Origin of the sequence: Bacillus altaicus, assembly GCF_042136375.2 — a bacterium.
Taxonomy (GTDB): domain Bacteria; phylum Bacillota; class Bacilli; order Bacillales; family Bacillaceae_G; genus Bacillus_A; species Bacillus_A cereus_U.
Genome location: NZ_CM143394.1, coordinates 1,860,937 through 1,885,904 on the forward strand (window position 1 = coordinate 1,860,937; position 24,968 = coordinate 1,885,904).

Below are 24,968 nucleotides of genomic sequence, written 5' to 3' on the forward strand. Positions count from 1 at the left end.
GTGAAACAGAGAATTATTACTGGAGTGATTGCTGCCGCGCTATTCATTCCCATCGTAATTTACGGTGGCGTGCCTTTTACAGTTTTAGTGTATGCACTTGCTTCTATAGGTTTATATGAATTAATTCGTATGAACAAGCTTACGCTTATTTCGGTACCAACAGTTTTAGCTGCAGTATTATTGTGGATTATTTTAATTCCGAGTAGTGCATCAGAACTGTTTACGTGGATTGGATTAGGTAAATTAGAAATCACATTTGTGATTGTTTTATTACTTTTATCATATACAGTCCTTTCGAAGAATACATTTACTTTTGACAATGCTTCATTTTTACTTATGGCAACGACATATGTTGGAATGGGATTCTTATATTTAAATGAAACGAGAATATTAGGAATCAAATATGTGTTCTGTGCACTATTTGTCATATGGGCAACTGATTCAGGTGCCTATTTCATAGGAAAAGCATTTGGAAAAAGAAAATTGTGGCCAGAAATTAGTCCGAATAAAACGATTGAAGGTTCATTAGGCGGTATTGTTTGTGGAATTGTTGTTGCACTTGTTTATAACATGTTCTTCCCAGTTGAAGCGAATGTAGGAATTTTAATCGTTCTGACGATTATCATTTCTATTTTTGGACAAATTGGTGATTTAGTGCAATCTGCCTTTAAACGCCATTATGGTGTAAAGGATTCCGGTACAATCTTACCTGGACATGGTGGTATTTTAGATCGAACAGATAGTTGGTTATTTGTGTTACCAATTCTATACTTCTTATTACAATACAATTAATAAATGAACGAGGGGTTGGAGTCATGAAAAACATTAGTTTACTAGGTGCAAGCGGATCAATCGGTACACAAACATTAGCTGTGTTACGCTCGCACCCAGACCAATTCCGTCTCGTTGCTTTTTCTGTAGGGAAAAATGTTGATTATGCAGTAAAGGTAATTCAAGAATTTTCTCCGCAAATTGTCTCTGTGCAAAGAGAGGAAGATGTTTTAAAATTACAAGCTGTTTCTGGTAATACAAAAGTAGTATATGGTAGCGAAGGCTTATTAGAAGTAGCGCTGCACCCAGATACAGAAATTGTAGTGAATGCTGTTGTAGGTAGCGTAGGGTTGTTACCGACACTCCGCGCAATTGAGGCGAAAAAAACAATTGGAATTGCAAATAAAGAAACGTTAGTAACTGCAGGGCATCTTGTAATGGAAGCAGCACGAAAACATAATGTATCGTTACTTCCAGTAGACAGTGAACATTCAGCTATTTTTCAATGCTTGAATGGTGAAAATGAAAAAAGAATCTCTCGCTTAATTATAACTGCTTCAGGCGGAAGTTTTCGTGATAAAACGAGAGATGAATTGCATCAAGTGACCGTAGAAGATGCACTTCGTCATCCAAACTGGTCAATGGGTTCGAAAATTACAATTGATTCTGCTACAATGATGAATAAGGGGCTAGAAGTAATTGAAGCACACTGGCTTTTTGGTATCCCTTATGAGCAAATCGATGTTGTTCTACATAAAGAAAGTATTATTCATTCTATGGTTGAATTTGAAGATCGTAGTGTAATGGCACAGCTTGGCTCACCTGATATGCGAGTACCGATTCAATACGCGCTTACATATCCTGATAGATTACCTCTTTCGGACACGAAACAGTTAAATTTATGGGAAATGGGAACATTGCATTTTGAGAAAATGAATCAAGAGCGTTTCCGTTGTCTACGTTTTGCGTATGAAGCTGGAAAGACAGGTGGAAGTATGCCGGCTGTAATGAACGCGGCAAATGAAGTAGCTGTTGAAGCTTTTTTACAAAAGAGAATTGGTTTCTTAACAGTGGAAGACCTCATTGAAAAAGCAATGCACCATCACACTGTCATTGCACGTCCGAGCTTAGAGGAAATTCAGGAAATTGACGCAGCCACAAGACGGTTTGTGATGGAACAAATTTAGCAAAGGTGGTTATGGAATTGAATACAGCGATTGCCTTTATATTAATTTTCGGTGCACTCGTATTTTTCCATGAGCTAGGGCATCTATATTTCGCAAAAAGAGCAGGTATTTTGTGCCGCGAGTTTGCGATTGGTTTTGGTCCGAAAATATTCTCATTTGAAAAGAATGAAACGGTGTATACGATTCGATTACTGCCCCTTGGTGGCTATGTAAGAATGGCTGGCGAGGATGCGGACACAGTTGAGTTAAAACCTGGAAAAAAGGTTGGGCTTGTATTAAATGAAAAAGAAGAAGTTGTGAAATTAGTTTTTGACGGACATGAAAAATATCCAAATGTTCGTGTCATTGAAGTCGAACAAGCTGATTTAGAGCATAATCTTACAATTTCGGGTTATGAAGAGTACGAGGAAGAGCTGCAAACATTCCGAGTGAATGAAAAAGCTCGTATCATTTCTGCGGGAGAAGAAATTCAAATCGCTCCGTACAATAGACAATTTGGCTCTAAAAAATTGGGCCAACGCGCTTTAACAATCTTTGCAGGTCCTGCAATGAACTTTATTCTAGCATTTGTTATTTTTGTGATTCTTGGATTTATACAAGGAGTTCCTGTTGATAAACCGATGGTCGGAAAAGTAATGGGGAATAGTGCTGCAGAACAAGCTGGATTAAAAGAAAACGATACAATTCAAGCAATCAATGGGAAGAACACTAGTACATGGAAAGATGTTGTAACGATTGTACGTGAAAACCCAAATAAAGAAATTACGTTACATGTAAAGCGTGATAGTGAGCAATTTAATGTGAAAGTAACACCAACGCTTGATAAAGAAGGAAAAGACGAAGTTGGTAGAATTGGTGTTTATTCTCCTGTAGAGAAAACAGTGATGGGTTCTATTAAATCAGGATTTGAACAAACATACGAATGGACGAAACTAATTTTTGATTCTCTTGTGAAATTAGTAACGGGTCAATTTTCTATTAATGAGTTGTCAGGTCCAGTAGGAATTTATAATCTAACAGATCAAGTTGTAGATTATGGATTTACGCGTGTACTAAGTTTAGCGGCAGTTTTAAGTATTAACCTTGGTTTATTTAATTTATTACCAGTCCCAGCTTTAGACGGTGGACGTTTGTTCTTCTTCTTAATTGAAGCGTTACGAGGAAAACCAATTGATCGTCAAAAAGAAGGAATGGTTCACTTTATTGGGTTTGCATTATTAATGTTGCTTATGTTAGTTGTAACATGGAATGACATCCGTAAGTTTTTCTTGTAAAATAAGAAGAAGTTTATAATGAAATAGAGCTCGTAGAATAAAATCCCTCACCTAACTCGAGGTGAGGGATTTTATTGCGTGTAAGAGTAAAATGAAGAGGTGCGAATAAATGAAACAAAGTATGGTATTCAGTCCTACATTACGTGAAGTTCCAGCAGATGCTGAAATTAAGAGTCATCAATTATTACTTCGCGCAGGGTTTATGCGTCAAAATGCTTCTGGTATTTATAGTTTTCTACCATTTGGTTTAAAAGTGTTACACAAAGTAGAACGTATTGTTCGTGAAGAAATGGAGCACGCAGGGGCAGTAGAACTATTAATGCCAGCTATGCAAGCTTCTGAATTATGGCAAGAATCAGGCCGTTGGTATTCTTACGGATCAGAATTAATGCGTATGAAAGATCGTAATGCACGCGAGTTTGCGCTAGGGGCAACTCATGAGGAAGTAATTACAGATCTTGTACGTGATGAAATTAAATCATACAAAAAACTACCATTAACATTATATCAAATTCAAACAAAATTTCGTGATGAGCAAAGACCACGTTTCGGTTTATTACGCGGAAGAGAATTTTTAATGAAAGATGCGTATTCTTTCCATGCAACACAAGAAAGTTTGGATGAAGTATATAGCGGTTTATACAAAGCGTATTCTAATATCTTTGCTCGTTGTGGTTTGAATTTCCGTGCAGTTATCGCTGATTCTGGAGCAATGGGCGGAAAAGATACACACGAATTTATGGTGTTATCTGATGTAGGTGAAGATACAATTGCGTATTCTAATACATCTGATTATGCGGCAAATATTGAAATGGCTCCTGTTGTTGCTACGTATACGAAGAGTGATGAAGCCGAAAAAGCACTTGAAAAAGTAGCAACTCCAGATCAAAAAGCTATTGAAGAAGTATCTACATTCTTAAATATTGCAGCGGAAAAATGCATTAAATCTATGGTGTTTAAAGTAGATGAGAAATTAGTAGTAGTACTTGTTCGTGGCGATCATGAAGTCAACGATGTAAAAGTGAAGAATGTATACGGAGCTTCAGTCGTTGAGCTTGCTTCACATGAAGACATAAAAGAGTTATTAAACTGTGAAGTGGGTTCTTTAGGACCGATTGGTGTTACAGGGGATATCGAAATTATCGCTGACCATGCTGTAGCATCAATTGTCAATGGATGTTCAGGAGCGAACGAAGAAGGATTCCATTATGTAAATGTAAATCCAGAACGTGACTTTAAAGTAAGTCAATATACAGATTTACGCTTCATCCAAGAAGGAGACCAATCTCCAGATGGAAATGGAACAATTCTTTTCGCACGTGGAATTGAAGTTGGTCATGTATTCAAATTAGGAACTCGTTATAGTGAAGCAATGAACGCAACGTTCCTAGATGAAAACGGAAAAACAAAACCACTTATTATGGGTTGTTACGGTATCGGTGTATCTCGTACAGTGGCAGCAATTGCAGAGCAGTTTAATGATGAGAATGGTTTAGTTTGGCCAAAAGCTGTTGCACCGTTCCATGTGCATGTAATTCCAGTAAATATGAAATCTGATGCACAACGTGAAATGGGTGGAAATATCTACAACTCATTACAAGAGCAAGGATACGAAGTATTACTAGATGATCGTGCAGAACGTGCAGGTGTTAAATTTGCAGATGCAGATTTATTCGGTCTTCCAGTTCGTGTTACAGTTGGTAAAAAAGCAGATGAAGGTATTGTAGAAGTGAAAGTACGTGCTACAGGCGAGTCTGAAGAAGTGAAAGTAGAAGAACTTCAAACATATATTGCTAATATTTTAAAATAAGAAGAGGTACCTCGTAATGAGGTACCTTCTCTTTCTTTGTAAACGTATTTTGTAAAAGAAGAAGGGAGAAATCTTTCTTTGTAGTACGTTTCAATTTATAATAGCAAATGGAAGGAGAGTGCTTATGTCATTAACAAATGAACAACAAGAGCGATTTCAAATTTTGCTCCAACAGTTGCAAATACCAGAAGACCTTATAAATCAATATTTACATGGCGGTGGAATTGAAAAGCTAGTTATTGATAAAGCGAATAAAAGTTGGCATTTTGACTTACAAGTGCCACGTATTTTGCCGACAGAATTATATGAGTTGCTAGAAACAAAGCTTAAGCAATCATTTTCTCATATTGCAAGAACAACATTTGCATTAGAAGCAGAGAATAAACAATTTACAGAAGAAGAAGTGAAGGCATATTGGCCGCTTTGTACAGAACGAATTACATTTTCACCTATGTTTGCGTACTTAAAGAAGCAACTTCCCCAGGTCAATGGCGTGAAGTTGCTAGTAAATGTGAATAATGAGCTGGAATCTACTACTTTAAAGAAAAACGTTGCGAAACCAGTAGGTGATCAATACGAAGCTTTTGGATTCCCACGTTTTCAGTTAGACACGCATATAAAGCAAAATACAGAAGAAATGCAAAAGTTTCGTGAGCAAACACAGGAAGAAGATCGTCAACGAGTTATACAGGCTATGGAAGAGATGGCTAAAAAGCAAGCTGAAGAAAGTGATGTTGTTCATGAAGGACCAGTTGTGCTTGGTTACCTTATTAAGCCAGATGAAGAGATTACGCCGCTGCGTGAAATTCAAGATGAAGAAAGAAGAAAAACCGTTCAAGGGTATGTTTTCCATGTAGAGACGAAAGAACTTCGTAGTGGACGTACGTTATTAACTTTAAAGATAACGGACTATACGGACTCTATTATGATTAAGATGTTCTCACGTGATAAAGAAGATATCCCGATGTTACAATCCTTGAAAAAAGGAACGTGGGTAAAAGCGCGTGGTTCAGTTCAAAATGATACATTCGTGCGTGATTTAGTTATGATCGCAAATGATATAAATGAAATAACGGGACCTTCTCGTAAAGATAAAGCAAAAGAAGGGGAAAAAAGAGTAGAACTTCATCTTCATACTCCAATGAGTCAAATGGATGCTGTTACTTCTGTTTCTAAGCTCGTTGCCCAAGCAGGAAAATGGGGACATGAGGCTATTGCAGTTACAGACCATGCTGTTGCACAGTCATTCCCAGAAGCATATTCTGCTGGTAAAAAGGCTGGAGTTAAAGTTCTATATGGTGTAGAAGCAAATTTAGTTAATGATGGTGTGCCGATAGCGTATAACGAAGCACATCGTCTACTTGCAGAAGAAACATATGTTGTCTTTGACGTTGAGACAACAGGGTTATCTGCTGTATATGATACAGTTATTGAGTTAGCTGCTGTAAAGGTAAAAGGTGGCGAAATTATTGATCGCTTTGAATCTTTCGCAAATCCTCATCAACCATTATCGGCGACGATTATTGAATTAACAGGTATTACAGATGATATGTTAACTGATGCACCAGAAGTGGACGAAGTGTTTAAAAAGTTTGAGGAATGGATGGGTGACCATACACTTGTTGCTCATAACGCGAGCTTCGATATGGGCTTTATTAACGTAGGTTTTAAAAAGGCTGGGATAGAAAAAACGAAAAATCCAGTTCTTGATACGTTAGAACTTGCACGGTTCTTATTCCCGGAAATGAAAAATCATCGATTAAATACGATGTGTAAAAAGCTTGATATTGAATTAACGCAACATCACCGTGCGATTTATGATACAGAAGCAACGGGATATTTACTTGTGAAGATGTTAAAAGATGTAATTGAAAAGGGATTTGAATATCACGATCAACTAAACGATAGTATGGGACAAGGGGATGCATATAAACGTGGGCGTCCAAGTCATATGACATTACTTGCCACATCAGATGTTGGGCTGAAAAATTTATATAAACTTGTTTCATATTCTCACTTGAATTACTTTTATCGTGTACCACGTGTACCACGATCACTATTAAAAAAATATCGTGAAGGCATTATAGTAGGAACAGCTTGTGACAAAGGTGAAGTGTTTGAAGCTATGATGCAAAAAGCGCCTGAAGAAGTAGAAGAAATTGCGCAGTTCTACGATTATATTGAGGTCATGCCTCCAGAAGTGTTACGTCATTTAGTAGAACGTGAACTCGTTCGAGATGAAGGACAGTTAAAAACAATAATTTCTAACCTAGTAAAACTAGGTGAGACGTTAGATAAGCCAGTTGTTGCTACTGGGAATGTGCATTATTTAGATCCAGAGGACGCGATATATCGGAAAATTTTAGTCAGTTCGCAGGGCGGAGCTAATCCGTTAAATCGCCATTCATTACCGCCTGTACATTTCCGTACAACAAATGAAATGCTAGATTGTTTTTCATTCTTAGGTGAAGACAAAGCAAAAGAAATTGTTGTGACAAATACACACAAGATCGCATCATTAATTGGTGATGTTCATCCAGTAAAAGATGATTTATACACACCGAAAATTGAAGGTGCTGATGATGAAACACGTGATATGAGCTATATAATGGCAAGAAGTATCTATGGAGATGAACTACCGGAAATTGTAGAAGCTCGTTTGGAAAAAGAATTGAAAAGTATTATTGGACATGGATTCGCCGTTATTTATTTAATTTCACATAAGCTTGTGAAAAAATCGTTAGTAGACGGTTATCTAGTAGGTTCGCGTGGCTCGGTAGGTTCATCATTTGTTGCAACGATGATGGAAATTACAGAAGTAAATCCATTACCACCACACTATGTATGTCCAAATTGTAAACAATCAGAGTTCTTTAATGACGGTTCTGTAGGTTCTGGTTTTGATTTGCCAGATAAAGAATGCCCAACATGTAATGTTCCATATGTGAAAGATGGGCATGATATTCCTTTCGAAACGTTCCTTGGATTTAAAGGAGATAAGGTGCCGGATATCGATTTGAGTGCGACACGTTCTTAACTGAAAAGGTTAAGCACTAGTATCTGCTAGTAGAACTGCTATTCCGAAGTATGGAATGATGGAGTAACGTCCTGAAACATACTCACTGAAGCTACGGCAAGCGATAGAGATATTGCAAACATCAACATCGTTTGAAGCTCGTTAAAGTAGGCTGAAGTTCACCCTAACGTAAAAGACGGGGAAAGGGAGATATAAATCTTCTGTGAATGATAGGTCTGGTGTCTATAAAATTCCTATGGTTAGAATCAGTAGAATCACTGGGACGAACCCTCGACTGACTTTTCGTGAATGTCACGTTACAGAAGTGTAACGGGGTCCAAAGAGGACTTCCAAGTGTGGATGAGTAAGCGTCTGGTTATGAAAATCCATACTGTGTTACAGGCACAGTCAAGCTTGGCGGAATTTAGGGGGAACCTAAGGGAATTATGTACAGATAAGAATAGTGGAACGTGTGAAGCTTTCGACATAAGAGAAGATTGCACTTCGATGACGATGGTATGTGGAAAGGCAAATGCTATAACACATTTTACGGAAGTGGCAGTAGTGCCGTAGTACCGCTTAATGAAATGCCAAAGATGACTGAATAACCAACAAGTCGGAGGATAAAAACATTTCAGAGGGAAGGGCACAAGTCGTTAACGTCGAAACAAAACCTACAAAAGTCAGATTCGTGTATGACAAAAGAGAAACGAAAACTTCATAAGGAAGTGATTAGTTGGCTGACTTAATGATACAAAAATTAAGAAACAATGAATATTTTGGCTTACAATCAACTTTTGATAATCTTTATGAAGAAAGAAAAAAGGGTCGATATTTCAAAAATATTTATGAGCTGATTATTTCTGAAGAAAACATTCGATTAGCCTTTCGTAATTTAAAAAGCAACACGGGTAGTAAAACGAAAGGTACAAATGGACACACAATAAAACATCTTAATAAAATAGATGCCGACAAGTTAATCAGATTAACGAAGAAGAGATTGGAAAACTATATGCCACATACAGTAAGACGTGTGTTTATATCAAAGCCAAATGGAAAAATGAGACCTTTAGGGATTCCAACGATTGAAGACCGATTAATTCAGCAAATGTTCCTGCAAATTTTGGAACCGATTGTTGAAGGGAAGTTTCATCCGCAAAGCTATGGTTTTCGACCGAAACGAAGCACTCATGACGCTTTAGCTAGGTGTTATCATATGGTCAATCACAGTCACCAACATTTTGTAGTGGACATAGATATTAAAGGTTTCTTTGATAACGTTAATCACAAAAAGTTAATGAGGCAGCTATGGACAATTGGAATACGGGACAAAAGCGTTTTATCCATCATCAAAAAAATGCTGAAGGCGGAAATTACAGGCGAAGGTATTCCTGTTAAAGGGACTCCTCAAGGTGGTATTTTATCTCCATTGCTAGCCAATGTTGTATTAAATGAACTTGATTGGTGGGTGTCAAACCAATGGGAAACAAAACCGACGAGGGTACCTTACAAATTGAAACGTAATAAAACGGATGCACTTAAAAAGACAAGGTTAAAACCAATGTATTTAGTAAGGTATGTGGATGACTTTAAAATCTTCACAAATTCCTACGAAAACGCTAGAAAGATTAAAATAGCTGTTGAAACATGGCTCAAGGAAAGATTGGGTCTTGAGATAAGTGAAGAAAAAAGTAAACTGACAAACTTGCGGAAAAATGGTACAGACTTTTTAGGGATCCGCTTTAGAGCCGTTCAAAAAGGAAATGCAAAAACAGGCTATATCGTAAACTCAAAGATGGAACCGAAAGCAAAAGAGAAAGTGTTAGGGGTTATCCGCTACCAACTCGTTAAGATGAGGAAAAGTCCCACTCCAGAAAAAGTGATGAATTTTAATTCGAACATTCTTGGATTGCATAACTACTACAAAATTGCGACCAGAATTTCTCAAGATTTTAATGAGCTGAGACATAAAATTCATCCGAATATAAAATCATTGATGTTCAGAAATATCTTTGTATATACAAAGGAAACGAATAACATTATTGATAAATTCTATGGAGATTACAATTGTCCAAGGTTTAAAAGTAATGGATTACTGGTCTATCCGATTGAAGCAATTCGACATGATATACGAGGTCAAAGAAATCCTAACTTCTCCATTTATAATGAAAAGGATAGGGCATCAATTCATAAAGAGATAAAACGTGTGTCTGTGCGGGAAATCGAAATGTTTCGTAAAGGAATATATAAAGCAAAAAGTGTTCTGTATGAAAACAACCGTTTAAGTAAATATGTTGGGCAAAAAGGATGTTGTGGAATAACAGGGGAACGATTGACTCCTCATAATGCTATATGTCACCACATCAATTCAACAGCGCAGGGCGGTAGTGATGAATATGGTAACTTAATTATTATCAATAAGAAATATCATATGTTAATTCACAATAAAGGTCCTATTGCAAATAAAGATTACAAAAAAATGTTAGTCAAGATTGAAACGAAAGCTTTAAACAAATTAAATAAGCTGAGAACGGAAGTAGGAAATCCAAAACTGAGCTTATAAACTTCGACAAAGTTAACGATGGAACGCCGTGTGAGTGTGAAAGCCTCACGCACGGTGTGGAGTGGGGGAAAAGCTAGAGATAATATCAAATGCTTACCTATCACTATATTTCTCCGGAGAATACCAACCACGCGCCCATAACTATACGAAATTACTGTTCGGTGAAGATTATGTATACCGCGCAGGAACAATTGGTACGGTTGCGGAAAAAACCGCTTATGGGTATGTGAAAGGTTATGCGAATGATCATAACTTAACAATTCGAAATGCAGAGATTGATCGCTTAGTTGCGGGATGTACAGGTGTAAAGCGTACGACCGGACAGCATCCAGGTGGTATTATCGTTGTACCAGATTACATGGATATTTTTGACTTTTCACCAATTCAGTTTCCGGCTGATTCAATAGGTGCTGAGTGGAGAACAACGCACTTTGACTTCCACTCAATTCATGATAATTTATTGAAACTTGATATATTAGGACACGATGATCCGACTGTTATTCGTATGCTTCAAGATTTAAGTGGTATTGACCCGAAAACAATCCCAACGGATGATCCAGAAGTAATGAAAATTTTCTCTGATCCAGAATCTTTAGGGGTAACGGAAGAACAAATTAACTGTAAAACAGGTACACTTGGTATACCAGAGTTTGGTACGAAATTCGTAAGACAAATGTTAGAAGAAACGAAACCAACGACGTTTTCAGAGCTTGTCCAAATTTCTGGACTGTCCCATGGTACAGATGTATGGTTAGGTAATGCGAATGAATTAATTTATAACGGTACGTGTACACTGAGTGAAGTTATTGGTTGTCGTGATGACATCATGGTATATTTAATTTATCAAGGCTTGGATCCATCATTAGCCTTCAAAATCATGGAGTCGGTGCGTAAAGGTAAAGGTGTACCAGCAGAATGGGAAGAGGAAATGAGAAATAACAATGTACCGGGTTGGTATATTGATTCATGTAAGAAGATTAAGTACATGTTCCCTAAAGCCCATGCGGCTGCTTACGTACTTATGGCTGTACGTATCGCATACTTTAAAGTACATTTTGCACTTTTATTCTATGCGGCATATTTTACAGTTCGTGCAGATGACTTTGATGTAGAGGCGATGGCGAAAGGTTCCGCATCCATACGTGTAAAAATTGATGAAATTGCACAAAAAGGATTGGATGCAGCACCGAAAGAGAAGAGTTTATTAACGGTACTAGAAATGACACTTGAAATGTGTGAGCGTGGTTATTCATTCCAAAAGGTTGATTTATACCGCTCGCATGCAACCGAATTTATAATTGATGGGGATACTTTAATTCCTCCATTTAATGCAGTGCCTGGTCTTGGTACAAACGCAGCTTTCAGTATTGTTGAAGCTCGTAAAAATGGTGATTTCTTATCAAAAGAAGACTTACAGCAGCGCAGTAAGGTTTCTAAAACAATTATTGAGTATTTAGATGGTCAAGGTTGTCTAGGAGATTTACCGGATCAAAACCAATTGTCACTGTTCTAATAGGTAGGAAAAGTCTTTGCAAATCAACATTTGCTATGGTATACTATAAACCGAGATAACCATGTCATGTATATTTTGTGAAAAAGAGAGTGGGGAAACCCACTCTTTCGTGTTACTATCTACATTTTGTTTATGTAGATAGTAAAGATATTTCTGTCGTATATACATATTTTGTTACAAGTTTTACTTCTTTAATTTGGTAATACTAAGACAGATATTCCCTGCTTAACGGCAGGGGCTTTTGTTAGCTAACGAGAAAGAATAAGATAGACCGTCTTTATGAACGGGATCTTTTCTTGTAAATGGTACATGGCGGCAGGAAGGAGGCTGTTTATGGATAAGAAAGTCACAGAAGTTGTAGAAGCATTTGCGCAGCCAATCGTTGAAGAGTTAAATCTTGAACTTGTAGATGTAGAGTATGTGCAAGAAGGACAAGACTGGTTCTTACGCGTATTCATCGATTCTGAAAAGGGAGTCGACATTGAAGAATGCGGTGCGGTAAGTGAACGTTTAAGCGAAGCTTTAGATAAAGAGGATCCAATTCCTCATCTTTACTTTTTGGATGTATCATCTCCTGGAGCGGAACGCCCATTAAAGAAAGAGAAAGACTTCCAGCAAGCGGTAGGAAAACAAGTGGCAATTAAAACATATGAGCCGATTGATGGTGAGAAGATGTTTGAAGGAAAGCTACTTTCCTACGACGGTACTACAATTACACTACTATTAACAATTAAAACACGTAAAAAAGAAATCCAAATTCCAATGGATAAAGTTGCAAATGCGCGACTTGCTGTTATGTTTTAGTAAGAAGGGGGATCTTCATGAGCACTGAGTTGTTAGATGCTTTGCTCGTATTAGAGTCAGAAAAAGGTATTAGTAAAGATATTATTATTGATGCGATTGAAGCAGCATTAATCTCTGCTTATAAACGCAATTTCAACCAAGCACAAAACGTTCGTGTGAGCTTTAACCCAGAAGTGGGAACAATTCAAGTTTTAGCACGTAAGGACGTTGTGGATAATGTATTTGATCCACGTCTTGAAATCTCTGTAGAAGAGGCAAGACAAATTAATCCAAACTACCAAGATGGCGATGTACTAGAAATTGAAGTAACGCCAAAAGATTTTGGTCGTATTGCAGCGCAAACTGCAAAACAAGTTGTAACACAACGAGTTCGTGAGGCGGAACGTGGTGTTATTTATTCAGAATTTAGTGATCGTGAAGAAGACATTATGGTTGGTATTGTACAGCGCCAAGATGCTCGTTTCATCTATGTAAGCTTAGGTAAAGTAGAAGCTTTATTACCTGTAAGTGAGCAAATGCCAAATGAGCAATATAAACCACATGATCGTATTCGCGTATTTATTACAAAAGTAGAAAAGACAACAAAAGGACCACAAATTTACGTATCACGTACACATCCTGGTCTTTTAAAACGTTTATTCGAAATGGAAGTTCCAGAAATTTATGATGGAACTGTAGAAATTCGCTCTATAGCACGTGAAGCAGGCGACCGTTCTAAAATTTCTGTATATGCAGAGAATATCGATGTTGATCCAGTAGGTTCTTGTGTAGGACCGAAAGGACAACGTGTACAACGCGTTGTAGATGAACTAAAAGGTGAAAAGATTGACATCGTTCGCTGGTCGAATGACCCAGTTGAATATGTTGCAAATGCTTTAAGTCCATCACAGGTTGTTAAAGTACTTGTAGATGAAGCAGAGAAAGCAACAACTGTTGTTGTTCCAGACCACCAGCTTTCATTAGCGATTGGTAAGCGTGGTCAAAATGCGCGTCTTGCAGCTAAATTAACAGGCTGGAAAATTGATATTAAAAGTGAGTCTGATGCGAAACAACTTGGTATTGTGACAGAAGAAGATAACGTAATCGCATTTGGATTCGATTCAGTTGAAGACGAAATCGAATAGAGGTGATGAGTATGAGCAATCGAAAAGTTCCGTTACGAAAATGTATTGCGACGCAAGAGATGAAATCAAAACGAGAGCTAGTTCGCATTGTTCGTTCCAAAGAGGGCGAAGTGTCTATTGATTTATCAGGAAAAAAATCAGGACGAGGTGCATATTTATCAAAAGATAAAGAAAGCATTATTCAAGCCCAAAAGAAAAATATTTTGGAACATCATCTAAAAGCGAAAATCGACAGTTCTCTGTACGAAGAGCTTCTTGAGCTTGTTGAGAAGGAGTCGAAATAAGTGTCTGATTGGAAATCATTTTTGGGACTAGCAAACCGCGCTCGAAAAATTATTTCGGGTGAAGAACTCGTTTTAAAAGAAGTACGAAGTGGCAAAGCAAAGCTAGTATTGCTTTCTGAAGATGCGTCAGCGAACACTACAAAACGTATCATTGATAAAACCACGTACTACAACATACCAATGAGAAAAGTCGAAAATCGACAACAATTAGGGCATGCGATTGGGAGAGACGAGCGAGTCGTTGTAGCTGTGTTAGATGAAGGCTTTGCGAAAAAGCTACGTAGCATGCTCGATACAAATTACCGGGGGTGAAGGTATGAGTAAAATTCGAGTACATGAATATGCAAAAAAAAATAATATCTCAAGTAAAGATCTTATGACAAAACTAAAAGAGATGAATATCGAGGTTTCGAATCATATGACAATGTTAGAAGATGAAGTAGTAAACAAATTAGATAATCAATATAGCGCTGGAGCGGAAAAACCTTCTGTTGCAGATGAGTTTGAAGTAGAAGAGAAAGTTGTTCGCAGTAAAAAGAACAGCAATAAGAATAAGAAAAAAGGCAAAGCAAATGAAGACAAACGTCAAGATAACTTTGCTGGAAGACAACAAACACCAATAGTAGAAACACCAGATAAAATCACTTTCTCTGGAAGCCTTACAGTAGGTGACCTTGCTAAAAAGTTAAGCAAAGAGCCATCTGAAATTATTAAAAAGCTCTTCATGCTAGGAATTATGGCGACAATTAACCAAGACTTAGATAAAGATACAATTGAGTTAATTGCTACTGATTACGGTATTGAAGTAGAAGAAGAAGTAGTTGTAAGTGAAACTGAATTTGAAACATTCATCGATGAGCAAGATGATGAAGAAAACTTAAAAGAACGTCCAGCTGTTGTTACAATTATGGGACACGTTGACCATGGTAAAACAACATTGCTTGACTCTATCCGTAATTCAAAAGTAACTGCTGGCGAAGCTGGTGGAATTACTCAGCATATCGGTGCATACCAAGTTGATGTAAATGATAAGAAAATTACGTTCTTAGATACACCAGGTCACGCGGCATTTACAACAATGCGTGCTCGTGGTGCACAAGTAACAGATATTACAATTCTTGTTGTTGCAGCTGATGACGGTGTTATGCCACAAACAGTTGAAGCGATTAGCCATGCGAAAGCAGCTGGAGTACCAATTATTGTTGCTGTGAATAAAATGGATAAACCAGCGGCAAATCCTGATCGTGTAATGCAAGAATTAACAGAATATGAATTAGTTCCAGAAGCTTGGGGCGGAGACACGATTTTCGTACCAATTTCTGCGATTCAAGGCGAGGGAATTGACAACTTACTAGAAATGATCCTTCTTGTGAGTGAAGTAGAAGAATATAAAGCAAATCCAAATCGCTATGCAGCTGGTACTGTAATTGAAGCACAGCTTGATAAAGGTAAAGGAACTATCGCAACATTACTTGTTCAAAATGGTACACTTCGAGTTGGAGATCCAATTGTTGTTGGAACATCATTCGGTCGTGTTCGTGCAATGGTAAGTGATATTGGTCGTCGTGTAAAAGTTGCTGGTCCATCAACTCCTGTTGAAATTACAGGTTTAAATGAAGTGCCACAAGCGGGAGATCGTTTCATGGCATTCGCTGATGAGAAGAAAGCTCGTCAAATCGGTGAATCACGTGCACAAGAAGCGTTAGTTGCACAACGTGGTGAGAAATCTAAATTCAGCCTGGAAGATTTATTCCAACAAATCCAAGAGGGCGATGTAAAAGAAATTAACTTAATTGTGAAAGCAGACGTACAAGGTTCTGTAGAAGCAATGGCAGCATCACTTCGTAAAATTGATGTTGAAGGCGTAAAAGTGAAAATTATCCATACAGGCGTAGGTGCGATTACAGAATCTGATGTTATTTTAGCTTCTGCATCTAATGCAATTGTAATTGGATTTAACGTACGCCCTGATGTGAATGCGAAGCGTACAGCTGAATTAGAGAAAGTTGATGTTCGTTTACACCGTATTATCTATAAAGTAATCGAAGAAATTGAATCAGCAATGCAAGGTATGCTGGATCCAGAATTCGAAGAAAAAGTAATCGGTCAAGCGGAAGTTCGTCAAACATTCAAAGTAACAAAAGTTGGAACAATCGCAGGTTGTTACGTAATAGACGGTAAAATTACACGTGATAGTGGCGTTCGTATTATCCGTGATGGCGTAGTAGTCTTCGAAGGAAAACTTGATACGTTAAAACGTTTCAAAGACGACGTAAAAGAAGTTGCACAAAACTATGAGTGTGGTATTACAATTGAGAGATATAATGATCTTAAAGAAGGGGACATCATTGAAGCATACGTTATGGAAGAAGTGAAGCGATGATTGTCGCTTCACTCTCATTCGAGTGTATGATTTACGATGTGCATTCTTTAAAAGAGAAACGAGCAATTTTGCAACGTGTGTTAACTCGTGTGAAACAGCGCTATAATGTAGCTGTTTCTGAAGTTGGGCATCAAGATGTATGGCAACGTACAGAAATTGCAATTGTTTCCGTATCCTCAAATCGTGTTGTCTGTGAAAAAGAAATGAATCGTGTACTTGAGTATATCGATTCATTTCCTGAAATTGAACGTACGATAACACATTTGGAATGGTATTGAATGAGGTGAAGAGTTATGAAATTACGTGCGAACCGTGTGGGCGAGCAAATGAAAAAAGAATTAGGCGACATTATCAGTCGTAAAATTAAAGACCCACGTATTGGATTTGTTACAGTAACAGATGTACAAGTAAGTGGAGATTTACAAATTGCTAAAGTATATATTTCTGTTTTAGGTGACGAAGAACAGAAAGAAAATACATTAAAAGGTTTAGCGAAGGCAAAAGGCTTTATTCGTTCAGAAATTGGCCAACGTATTCGTCTTCGTAAAACACCGGAAATTTCCTTTGAGTTTGATGAGTCTATCGGATATGGTCATCGAATTGATACACTTTTACATCAAATTAATAAAGACGATAAACGTGAAGAATAATGGATAGACATTTGTCTATCCATTTTTTCAATGTAAAATAAGTTTTGCATAATTGCAATTACTACAAAAGAATAACGATGAGGTGAATATATGGAAGGTGTAGTATTATTACATAAGCCAAAGGGAATGACATCACATGATTGTGTGTTCAAATTAAGAAAGATATTGCGTGAGAAACGAATTGGTCATACAGGGACGCTGGATCCAGATGTAACAGGAGTATTACCTATTTGCGTTGGGCGTGCAACAAAAATTGCGCAATTTTTAACAAGTGAAACAAAGACATACGAAGGTGAAGTGACATTAGGGTTTTCAACAACAACAGAAGATGCTTCTGGTGAAGTTGTGGAGAAACAAGATGTAAATCGTGTCCTTACACGTAAAGAAGTAGAAGAGGTACTAGCGGAACTAACAGGGACAATTGAACAAATGCCACCGATGTTCTCAGCTGTAAAAGTTAACGGAAAAAAACTATACGAATATGCAAGGGCAGGACAAGAAGTTGAACGTCCAGTTCGTACAATTACAATTCATGAATTTGTATTACTTGATGAACGTGAAGTTTTTGAAGGAGAAAACATTTCATTTCGTTTCCGTGTAACGTGTAGTAAAGGAACATATGTAAGAACACTAGCAGTAATGATTGGTGAAAAACTTGGATTTCCATCACATATGTCTCACCTTGTAAGAACAGCATCTGGTGAATTTTTACTAGAAGATTGCATATCATTTGAAGAAATTGAAGAAAGCGTGCAAAATGGAACAGTAGAGTCTATTTTCATCTCAATCGATGAGGCGCTAAGTAAGTTTCCAAAAATGGTTGTAGATGAAAAGCAAGCTGAAAAAATAAAGAACGGTATGTTCTTAAAGAATGAATTAGAAACAACAGCACCATTTATTACAGTATTTGATAAAAATGATCGTTGCTTAGCAATTTATGAGCATCACCCAAAACACCCTGGCATGCTAAAGCCAATGAAAGTACTTGTGAATAATCAAGAACTAAAGCTATAATGAATTATTGGAAGGATTATTACAGAAAAAGGTGAATTCAAGCGTGAAACTTATTCATTTAACTCATCCACATGAACAAAATAAAATAGAATTACCACCTACTGTAATGGCATTAGGATATTTTGATGGCATTCATTTAGGACATCAACGTGTGATTCGAACAGCGAAAAAAATAGCGGATGAAAGAGGATGTAAAAGTGCTGTCATGACGTTCCATCCACACCCATCTGTTGTATTAGGGAAAAAAGAAGCGCATGTGGAGTATATTACACCGATGCGTCTTAAAGAAGAAATCATCGCAAGTTTAGGAATTGATATCTTATATGTGGTGAAATTCGATGAGCCATTTGCTGGATTATTGCCACAACAGTTTGTCGATGAGTATATTATCGGTTTAAATGTAAAGCATGTAGTAGCAGGCTTTGATTATTCATATGGACGTTTAGGAAAAGGGAAGATGGAGACTTTACCATTTCATGCAAGAGGGGAGTTTACACAAACCGTGATCGAAAAAGTTGAATATCAAGAAGAAAAAGTAAGTTCTACTTCATTACGAAAGTTAATTCGAAACGGTGAAATGGAACAAATTCCATCTATTTTAGGGAGAGCTTACACGGTAGAAGGAACAGTTGTACACGGTGATAAGCGTGGACGTCAAATTGGTTTTCCAACTGCAAATATAGGTTTAAGTGATGAATATCTGTTGCCACCTGTAGGTGTATATGCGGTAAGGTTGAAGGTTCATGATGAATGGCATGATGGTGTATGTAATATCGGATATAAACCAACTTTCAAAGAGAATGAGCGTCAATTATCTATTGAAGTGCATCTATTTGAATTTAATAAAGACATATACGATCAAAGTGTTACAGTGGAGTGGCACATGCGTATAAGAGAAGAAAAAAAGTTTAATGGAATTGATGAGTTAGTTGCGCAAATCGCTCAAGATAAAAAGGTTGCCCAAGAATATTTTGCGAGCGTAAAGAATATACTTGCTTTTTCAAATGAAAAGTAGTATTCTATGTTATGTACTTTATGACAACCATTACTTGGCATTGCGACTCACCGATGCTTGCTAGGTAACTGGGGGTTTAATTATTAGGAGGTGAAATAGGATGGCTTTAACACAAGAGCGTAAAAATGAAATCATTGCACAATTTAGAACTCATGAGACTGATACTGGTTCTCCAGAGGTTCAAATTGCTGTCCTAACGGAGCAAATTAACACTCTAAACGAGCACTTACGTACTCACAAGAAGGATCATCATTCACGTCGTGGTCTATTAAAGATGGTTGGTAAACGTCGTAACTTACTTACTTACCTTCGTAATAGCGATATCACACGTTACCGTGAATTAATCACAAAGCTTGGCTTACGTCGATAGTCAAAGAAGCGGGAATATTCCCGCTTTTTTGTTAGGTAAAAATATATCTTCTACTCTTTATAGCTTACTTAATTTTCGGCAATACTAGAGGAAAGAATATTGTGATATACTATCCATTTACATAGAAGAATTGAATATTTTAAATTGAGAGGGGTACTTAAATGAGTCAGGAAAAGCAAGTCTTCTCGATAGATTTAGCTGGTCGTCAGCTAACAATTGAAACAAGTCAGCTTGCAAAACAAGCAAACGGAGCAGTATTAGTAAGATATGGCGACACAGCAGTTCTATCTACAGCAACTGCATCAAAAGAGCCGAAAAATGTAGATTTCTTCCCGCTTACAGTAAACTATGAAGAGCGTTTATATGCAGTCGGAAAAATCCCAGGCGGTTTTATTAAGCGCGAAGGCCGTCCAAGTGAAAAAGCAATTTTAGCAAGTCGTTTAATTGACCGTCCACTCCGTCCACTTTTCGCAGATGGTTTCCGTAATGAAGTACAAGTTGTCAGCATCGTAATGAGTGTTGATCAAGACTGTTCTTCTGAGATGGCAGCTATGCTTGGTTCTTCATTAGCATTATCTATTTCAGATATTCCATTTGAAGGTCCAATCGCAGGTGCGACAGTTGGTCGTATTAATGGCGAGTTCGTTATTAATCCAACAGTAGAACAGCAAGAACAAAGTGATATTCACCTTGTTGTAGCTGGTACGAAAGATGCAATTAACATGGTTGAAGCAGGAGCGGATCAAGTACCTGAAGAAACAATGTTAGAAGCAATTATGTTTGGACACGATGAAATTAAACGTCTAATTGCATTCCAAGAAGAGATTGTACAAGCTGTCGGTAAAGAGAAAACAGCAGTGAAACTTTATGAAGTGGATGCTGATTTGAACCAAGCTGTACGTGAAATGGCTGAGACAGATATGCATTCTGCAATTCAAGTGCACGAAAAACATGCACGTGAAGATGCAATTAGCGTAGTGAAAAAGCGTGTAATTGAGCATTACGAAGCTGAGGAAGCGGATGCTGATACATTAGGACAAGTAAGTGAGATTTTATATAAAATTGTAAAAGAAGAAGTACGTCGTCTTATTACAGTTGAAAAAATCCGCCCAGATGGTCGTAAAGGTGACGAAATTCGTCCTCTAGCATCAGAGGTTGGCATTTTATCTCGTACACATGGTTCTGGTCTATTCACACGTGGACAAACGCAAGCATTAAGTATTTGTACATTAGGTGCATTAGGCGATGTGCAAATTTTAGATGGTCTAGGTGTAGAAGAGTCAAAACGCTTTATGCACCATTATAATTTCCCTTCATTTAGTGTTGGTGAAACAAGACCAATGCGTGGACCAGGTCGTCGTGAAATTGGTCATGGTGCACTAGGAGAACGTGCTCTTGAACCTGTACTTCCATCTGAAAAGGATTTCCCGTATACAGTTCGTCTTGTATCTGAAGTATTAGAATCAAATGGTTCAACTTCACAAGCAAGTATTTGCGGTAGTACATTAGCGATGATGGATGCGGGTGTACCACTTAAAGCGCCAGTTGCTGGTATTGCAATGGGGCTAGTGAAATCTGGTGAGCATTACACAATTTTAACAGATATTCAAGGAATGGAAGATCATTTAGGTGATATGGACTTTAAAGTAGCAGGTACTGCAAAAGGTGTAACTGCACTACAAATGGACATTAAAATCGATGGTTTATCTCGTGAGATTTTAGAAGAAGCATTACAACAAGCAAAAGTTGGTCGTATGCACATTCTAGATCACATGTTATCTGTTATCGCTGAACCTCGCATTGAGTTATCTGCGTATGCTCCGAAGATTATTACAATGGCAATTAACCCAGATAAAATTCGTGATGTTATTGGACCAAGTGGTAAACAGATTAATAAAATCATTGAAGAAACTGGCGTTAAAATTGACATCGAGCAAGATGGTACAGTATTCATTTCATCAATTAATCAAGAGATGAATGAAAAAGCGAAGAAAATTATCGAAGATATCGTTCGCGAAGTACAAGTAGGCGAAATCTACTTAGGAAAAGTTAAACGTGTTGAAAAATTCGGTGCGTTCGTTGAATTATTTAGCGGTAAAGATGGACTTGTTCACATTTCTGAACTTGCACTTGAGCGTGTAGGTAAGGTAGAAGACGTTGTGAAAATCGGTGATGAGATTTCAGTTAAAGTTATCGAGATTGACAAACAAGGTCGTGTAAACTTATCTAGAAAAGTATTGCTAAAAGAAGAGCAAGAAAAAGAAGCAGCTAAAGAAGAAGCAGCTAAAGAAGAAAACGCACAAGAGCAACAATAAGTGAAAGCCAGTTTAGCTGGCTTTTTTTGTTATGTAAAAAATGTGATTCATTTAGATTTTTATGTGAGTATAGGTATAGTTTTCATCATAACGCTCAAATTAACAAAGATAAGAAGAAAATGGTTTCTTTTTTATAGTTAATGGGAGGGTTTATATGAAAGCTCGTATATTAGCGTACATATTTATATTTTCTTTATATGTGGGTTTTGGCTCTTATTCCGTTTTTGCGCAGGATAACTTGCATGAAGAGATTCAAAAACATGTAAAACAGTACGAGATTATGCCGCAAAATGCGATGATTGATAAGATTTGGAAGGCGACGCCTGGGTATAATGGAAAACAAGTGGATATAGAAGCGTCCTATAATAATATGAAGAAAATCAAGAAGTTTGATCAAAAACAACTTGAATTTAAGGAAGTATCACCGAGTGTTCACTTAGAAGATTTACCACCAGCTCCCATTTATCGAGGACATCCAAATAAAAAAATGGTGGGATTAACAATTAATGTGGCCTGGGGTAATGAGTATTTGCCACGTATATTAGAGGTATTGAAAAAACATGATGTGAAGGCGACTTTCTTTTTAGAAGGACGCTGGGTGAAAGAAAATTTACGATTTGCCAAAATGATTGTCGATGCAAATCAAGAAGTAGGAAATCATTCTTACACACACCCTGATATGAAAACGCTGTCTACAGATGAAATACGAGATCAATTACAAAAAACGAATCGAATGATAGAAGCAGCTACAAATCAGAAAGTGAGATGGTTTGCTCCGCCAAGCGGAAGCTTTCGGGATGAGGTAGTAAAAATAGCGGATGATTTCCAAATGGGGACGATTATGTGGACTGTAGATACAATTGATTGGAAGCGGCCAGAACCGGGTGTGTTATTGCAGAGAGTAATGCGAAAAATACATCCAGGTGCTATTGTGCTAATGCATCCTACTTCATCTACAACAGAAGCGCTAGATACTATGATTAAAAATTTAAAGGAACAAGGATATAAAGTGGGGAATATTACAGAATTACTAGATGAAAAACGTGTGGATTAAATACATTTGCATGACATTCATCTCTAAACTTGTTATCATTAAATAATAGCAATTATTTAGAGAAACTGGCATTAGGAGGAAAGTTTTTGATTAAAAAATATACTTGTAAAAATGGTGTAAGAATTGTTATGGAGAATATACCAACTGTACGCTCGGTTGCGATTGGTATATGGATCCACGCAGGTTCAAGAAATGAAAATGAAAAAAATAATGGGGTTTCGCACTTTTTGGAACATATGTTCTTTAAAGGAACAGAAACGCGAAGTGCAAGAGAGATTGCAGAATCATTTGATAGCATTGGTGGACAAGTAAATGCTTTTACTTCAAAAGAATATACATGTTACTATGCGAAAGTGCTAGATGAGCATGCTAAATACGCGTTAGATGTTTTAGCAGATATGTTCTTTAATTCAACATTTGATGAGGAAGAACTGAAAAAAGAGAAGAATGTTGTATGTGAAGAAATAAAAATGTACGAAGATGCGCCAGATGATATTGTGCATGATATGTTAACGAAAGCAACATATGAAACGCATCCGCTTGGATATCCTATTTTAGGAACAGAAGAAACGCTTGAAACATTTAAAGGTGATACGTTACGTCAATATATGAAAGATCATTACACACCTGAAAATGTTGTTGTATCAATTGCAGGAAATATTGATGAAGCATTTTTACAAACTGTAGAGCAATATTTCGGTAATTACGAAGGAACAACAAATCGTGAACAAGTACATAGCCCAATCTTCTATTTCAATAAAGTAGCGCGTAAGAAAGAAACAGAACAAGCTCATTTATGTTTAGGATATAAAGGCTTGCAAATGGGCCACGAAGATATTTATAACTTAATTGTATTAAATAATGTTTTAGGCGGTAGTATGAGTAGCCGTTTATTCCAAGAAGTACGTGAGCAACGTGGATTGGCGTACTCAGTATTCTCTTATCACTCTTCTTATGAAGATACAGGAATGTTAACACTTTACGGTGGAACAGGTAGTAAACAATTAGATACACTGTATGAAACAATGCAAGAAACGTTAAATACGTTGAAAAATACGGGTATTACAGAAAAAGAGCTTGTTAACAGTAAAGAACAATTAAAAGGAAACTTAATGTTAAGTTTAGAAAGTACGAATAGTCGTATGAGCCGTAATGGTAAAAACGAATTGCTTCTTCGTAAACATCGTTCTCTTGATGAGATTATTGAAAGTGTAAACACTGTAACAAAGCAAAATGTAGACGAGTTAATTCGCAATATGTTTACCGATGAATTCTCTGCGGCACTTATTAGTCCAGATGGAAAACTGCCAAAAGGGATGAAACTTTAATCGATTTTGTAATGCATTCGCTTTCGGAAATAACCGTATCTCTTTTATAGGAGATACGGTTATTTTTTTTATATATGCAGAATAGGTACTTATTATAGGATAACCTTCATGAAAAGTAGGATAGGGGGAGATTTAATGCGTTTAAGTGAATTAAGTGGCAAAGAGATTGTGGATTTAGAAAGAGCAGAAAAAATGGGAGTTTTAGGTCATGCAGATTTAGAAATTGATGAGAGAGATGGACAAATACAAGCGCTTATTATACCTACTGGGAAATGGGGAGGTTTTAAAAGAGAACAGCAAGAAGTGAGAGTAGAGTGGAGCAAAATTAAGAAGGTGGGAAATGATATGATACTTTGTGATCTTACGAACCATTCAAGATCGGAGTGAAAGATGACCATTTTGGTTGTCTTTTTTTATTTTTATATAAAGTGAAGGCTTTTACGAGTAGCCTGTGACTGCCTCCTAACTTCTTTGTTTCAGCCGAATTTTGAGG

19 protein-coding genes and 2 pseudogenes are annotated in these 24,968 nt (G+C 37.1%); all 21 read left to right on the plus strand.

Going from position 1 to position 24,968, the window contains the following annotated elements; all coding sequences use genetic code 11:
• The 21 genes and pseudogenes from cdsA to ACE38F_RS09965 all read left to right on the plus strand — a co-directional run bounded on the left by cdsA (position 1) and on the right by ACE38F_RS09965 (position 24,862).
• Entirely contained in the window at positions 1–792 is a 792-nt protein-coding gene (gene cdsA / locus ACE38F_RS09865) for a phosphatidate cytidylyltransferase (protein ID WP_002160739.1), read from the plus strand.
• Positions 793–815: 23 nt separating this feature from the next.
• Entirely contained in the window at positions 816–1,958 is a 1,143-nt protein-coding gene (gene dxr, locus ACE38F_RS09870) for a 1-deoxy-D-xylulose-5-phosphate reductoisomerase (protein WP_375369426.1), read from the plus strand.
• 17 nt (positions 1,959–1,975) lie between these two features.
• On the plus strand, positions 1,976–3,232 hold the full coding sequence (rseP, locus tag ACE38F_RS09875; protein ID WP_002146100.1) for an RIP metalloprotease RseP: 1,257 nt from the start codon (positions 1,976–1,978) through the stop codon (positions 3,230–3,232).
• Between the two features lie 109 nt (positions 3,233–3,341).
• Positions 3,342–5,042 carry a proline--tRNA ligase gene (locus ACE38F_RS09880; protein WP_215553957.1) on the plus strand — a complete coding sequence of 567 codons (1,701 nt, stop codon included), beginning with the start codon at positions 3,342–3,344 and terminating at the stop codon, positions 5,040–5,042.
• 124 nt (positions 5,043–5,166) lie between these two features.
• Positions 5,167–8,064: pseudogene (locus ACE38F_RS09885) on the plus strand (PolC-type DNA polymerase III); the annotation flags it as partial.
• A gap of 742 nt (positions 8,065–8,806) precedes the next feature.
• Positions 8,807–10,621, plus strand: a complete 1,815-nt coding sequence (gene ltrA / locus ACE38F_RS09890; RefSeq protein ID WP_375369626.1) for a group II intron reverse transcriptase/maturase — start codon at positions 8,807–8,809, stop codon at positions 10,619–10,621.
• A 97-nt stretch (positions 10,622–10,718) separates the two neighbouring features.
• Positions 10,719–12,134 (plus strand): annotated as a pseudogene (locus tag ACE38F_RS09895) (PolC-type DNA polymerase III); the annotation flags it as partial.
• A gap of 333 nt (positions 12,135–12,467) precedes the next feature.
• The gene (gene rimP, locus ACE38F_RS09900; RefSeq protein WP_375369425.1) at positions 12,468–12,938 is read left to right on the plus strand and encodes a ribosome maturation factor RimP; all 471 of its coding nucleotides are present in this window, start codon (positions 12,468–12,470) and stop codon (positions 12,936–12,938) included.
• 17 nt (positions 12,939–12,955) lie between these two features.
• The gene (nusA, locus tag ACE38F_RS09905) at positions 12,956–14,062 is read left to right on the plus strand and encodes a transcription termination factor NusA (protein ID WP_215553955.1); all 1,107 of its coding nucleotides are present in this window, start codon (positions 12,956–12,958) and stop codon (positions 14,060–14,062) included.
• An 11-nt stretch (positions 14,063–14,073) separates the two neighbouring features.
• A complete protein-coding gene (gene rnpM, locus ACE38F_RS09910) occupies positions 14,074–14,346 on the plus strand; it encodes an RNase P modulator RnpM (protein WP_002088161.1) in 273 nt (90 codons plus the stop codon).
• Positions 14,347–14,658 (plus strand): YlxQ family RNA-binding protein, encoded by a 312-nt coding sequence (locus tag ACE38F_RS09915; RefSeq protein ID WP_001286519.1) that lies wholly within the window; start codon positions 14,347–14,349, stop codon positions 14,656–14,658. It abuts the gene before it with no gap.
• Between the two features lie 4 nt (positions 14,659–14,662).
• Positions 14,663–16,729, plus strand: a complete 2,067-nt coding sequence (infB, locus tag ACE38F_RS09920) for a translation initiation factor IF-2 (protein ID WP_215553954.1) — start codon at positions 14,663–14,665, stop codon at positions 16,727–16,729.
• Positions 16,726–17,007: a DUF503 domain-containing protein gene (locus tag ACE38F_RS09925; RefSeq protein ID WP_215553953.1), complete on the plus strand. Its 282-nt coding sequence runs from the start codon at positions 16,726–16,728 to the stop codon at positions 17,005–17,007. The genes infB and ACE38F_RS09925 overlap by 4 nt, the downstream gene beginning before the upstream one ends.
• Positions 17,008–17,022: 15 nt before the next feature.
• Positions 17,023–17,379: a 30S ribosome-binding factor RbfA gene (gene rbfA, locus ACE38F_RS09930; protein ID WP_215553952.1), complete on the plus strand. Its 357-nt coding sequence runs from the start codon at positions 17,023–17,025 to the stop codon at positions 17,377–17,379.
• 90 nt (positions 17,380–17,469) lie between these two features.
• Positions 17,470–18,393: a tRNA pseudouridine(55) synthase TruB gene (truB, locus tag ACE38F_RS09935; protein ID WP_215553951.1), complete on the plus strand. Its 924-nt coding sequence runs from the start codon at positions 17,470–17,472 to the stop codon at positions 18,391–18,393.
• A gap of 43 nt (positions 18,394–18,436) precedes the next feature.
• Complete coding sequence (gene ribF / locus ACE38F_RS09940; protein WP_375369424.1) at positions 18,437–19,408, plus strand: bifunctional riboflavin kinase/FAD synthetase; 972 nt, start codon at positions 18,437–18,439, stop codon at positions 19,406–19,408.
• A gap of 100 nt (positions 19,409–19,508) precedes the next feature.
• Positions 19,509–19,778, plus strand: a complete 270-nt coding sequence (gene rpsO, locus ACE38F_RS09945) for a 30S ribosomal protein S15 (RefSeq protein ID WP_001229392.1) — start codon at positions 19,509–19,511, stop codon at positions 19,776–19,778.
• Positions 19,779–19,939: 161 nt separating this feature from the next.
• Positions 19,940–22,093, plus strand: a complete 2,154-nt coding sequence (gene pnp / locus ACE38F_RS09950) for a polyribonucleotide nucleotidyltransferase (RefSeq protein WP_215553949.1) — start codon at positions 19,940–19,942, stop codon at positions 22,091–22,093.
• A gap of 154 nt (positions 22,094–22,247) precedes the next feature.
• Complete coding sequence (locus tag ACE38F_RS09955; protein ID WP_002111361.1) at positions 22,248–23,147, plus strand: polysaccharide deacetylase family protein; 900 nt, start codon at positions 22,248–22,250, stop codon at positions 23,145–23,147.
• 86 nt (positions 23,148–23,233) lie between these two features.
• On the plus strand, positions 23,234–24,475 hold the full coding sequence (locus tag ACE38F_RS09960; protein WP_375369423.1) for a M16 family metallopeptidase: 1,242 nt from the start codon (positions 23,234–23,236) through the stop codon (positions 24,473–24,475).
• A gap of 135 nt (positions 24,476–24,610) precedes the next feature.
• Positions 24,611–24,862 (plus strand): YlmC/YmxH family sporulation protein, encoded by a 252-nt coding sequence (locus tag ACE38F_RS09965; RefSeq protein WP_002160748.1) that lies wholly within the window; start codon positions 24,611–24,613, stop codon positions 24,860–24,862.
• Positions 24,863–24,968 lie beyond the last annotated feature (106 nt).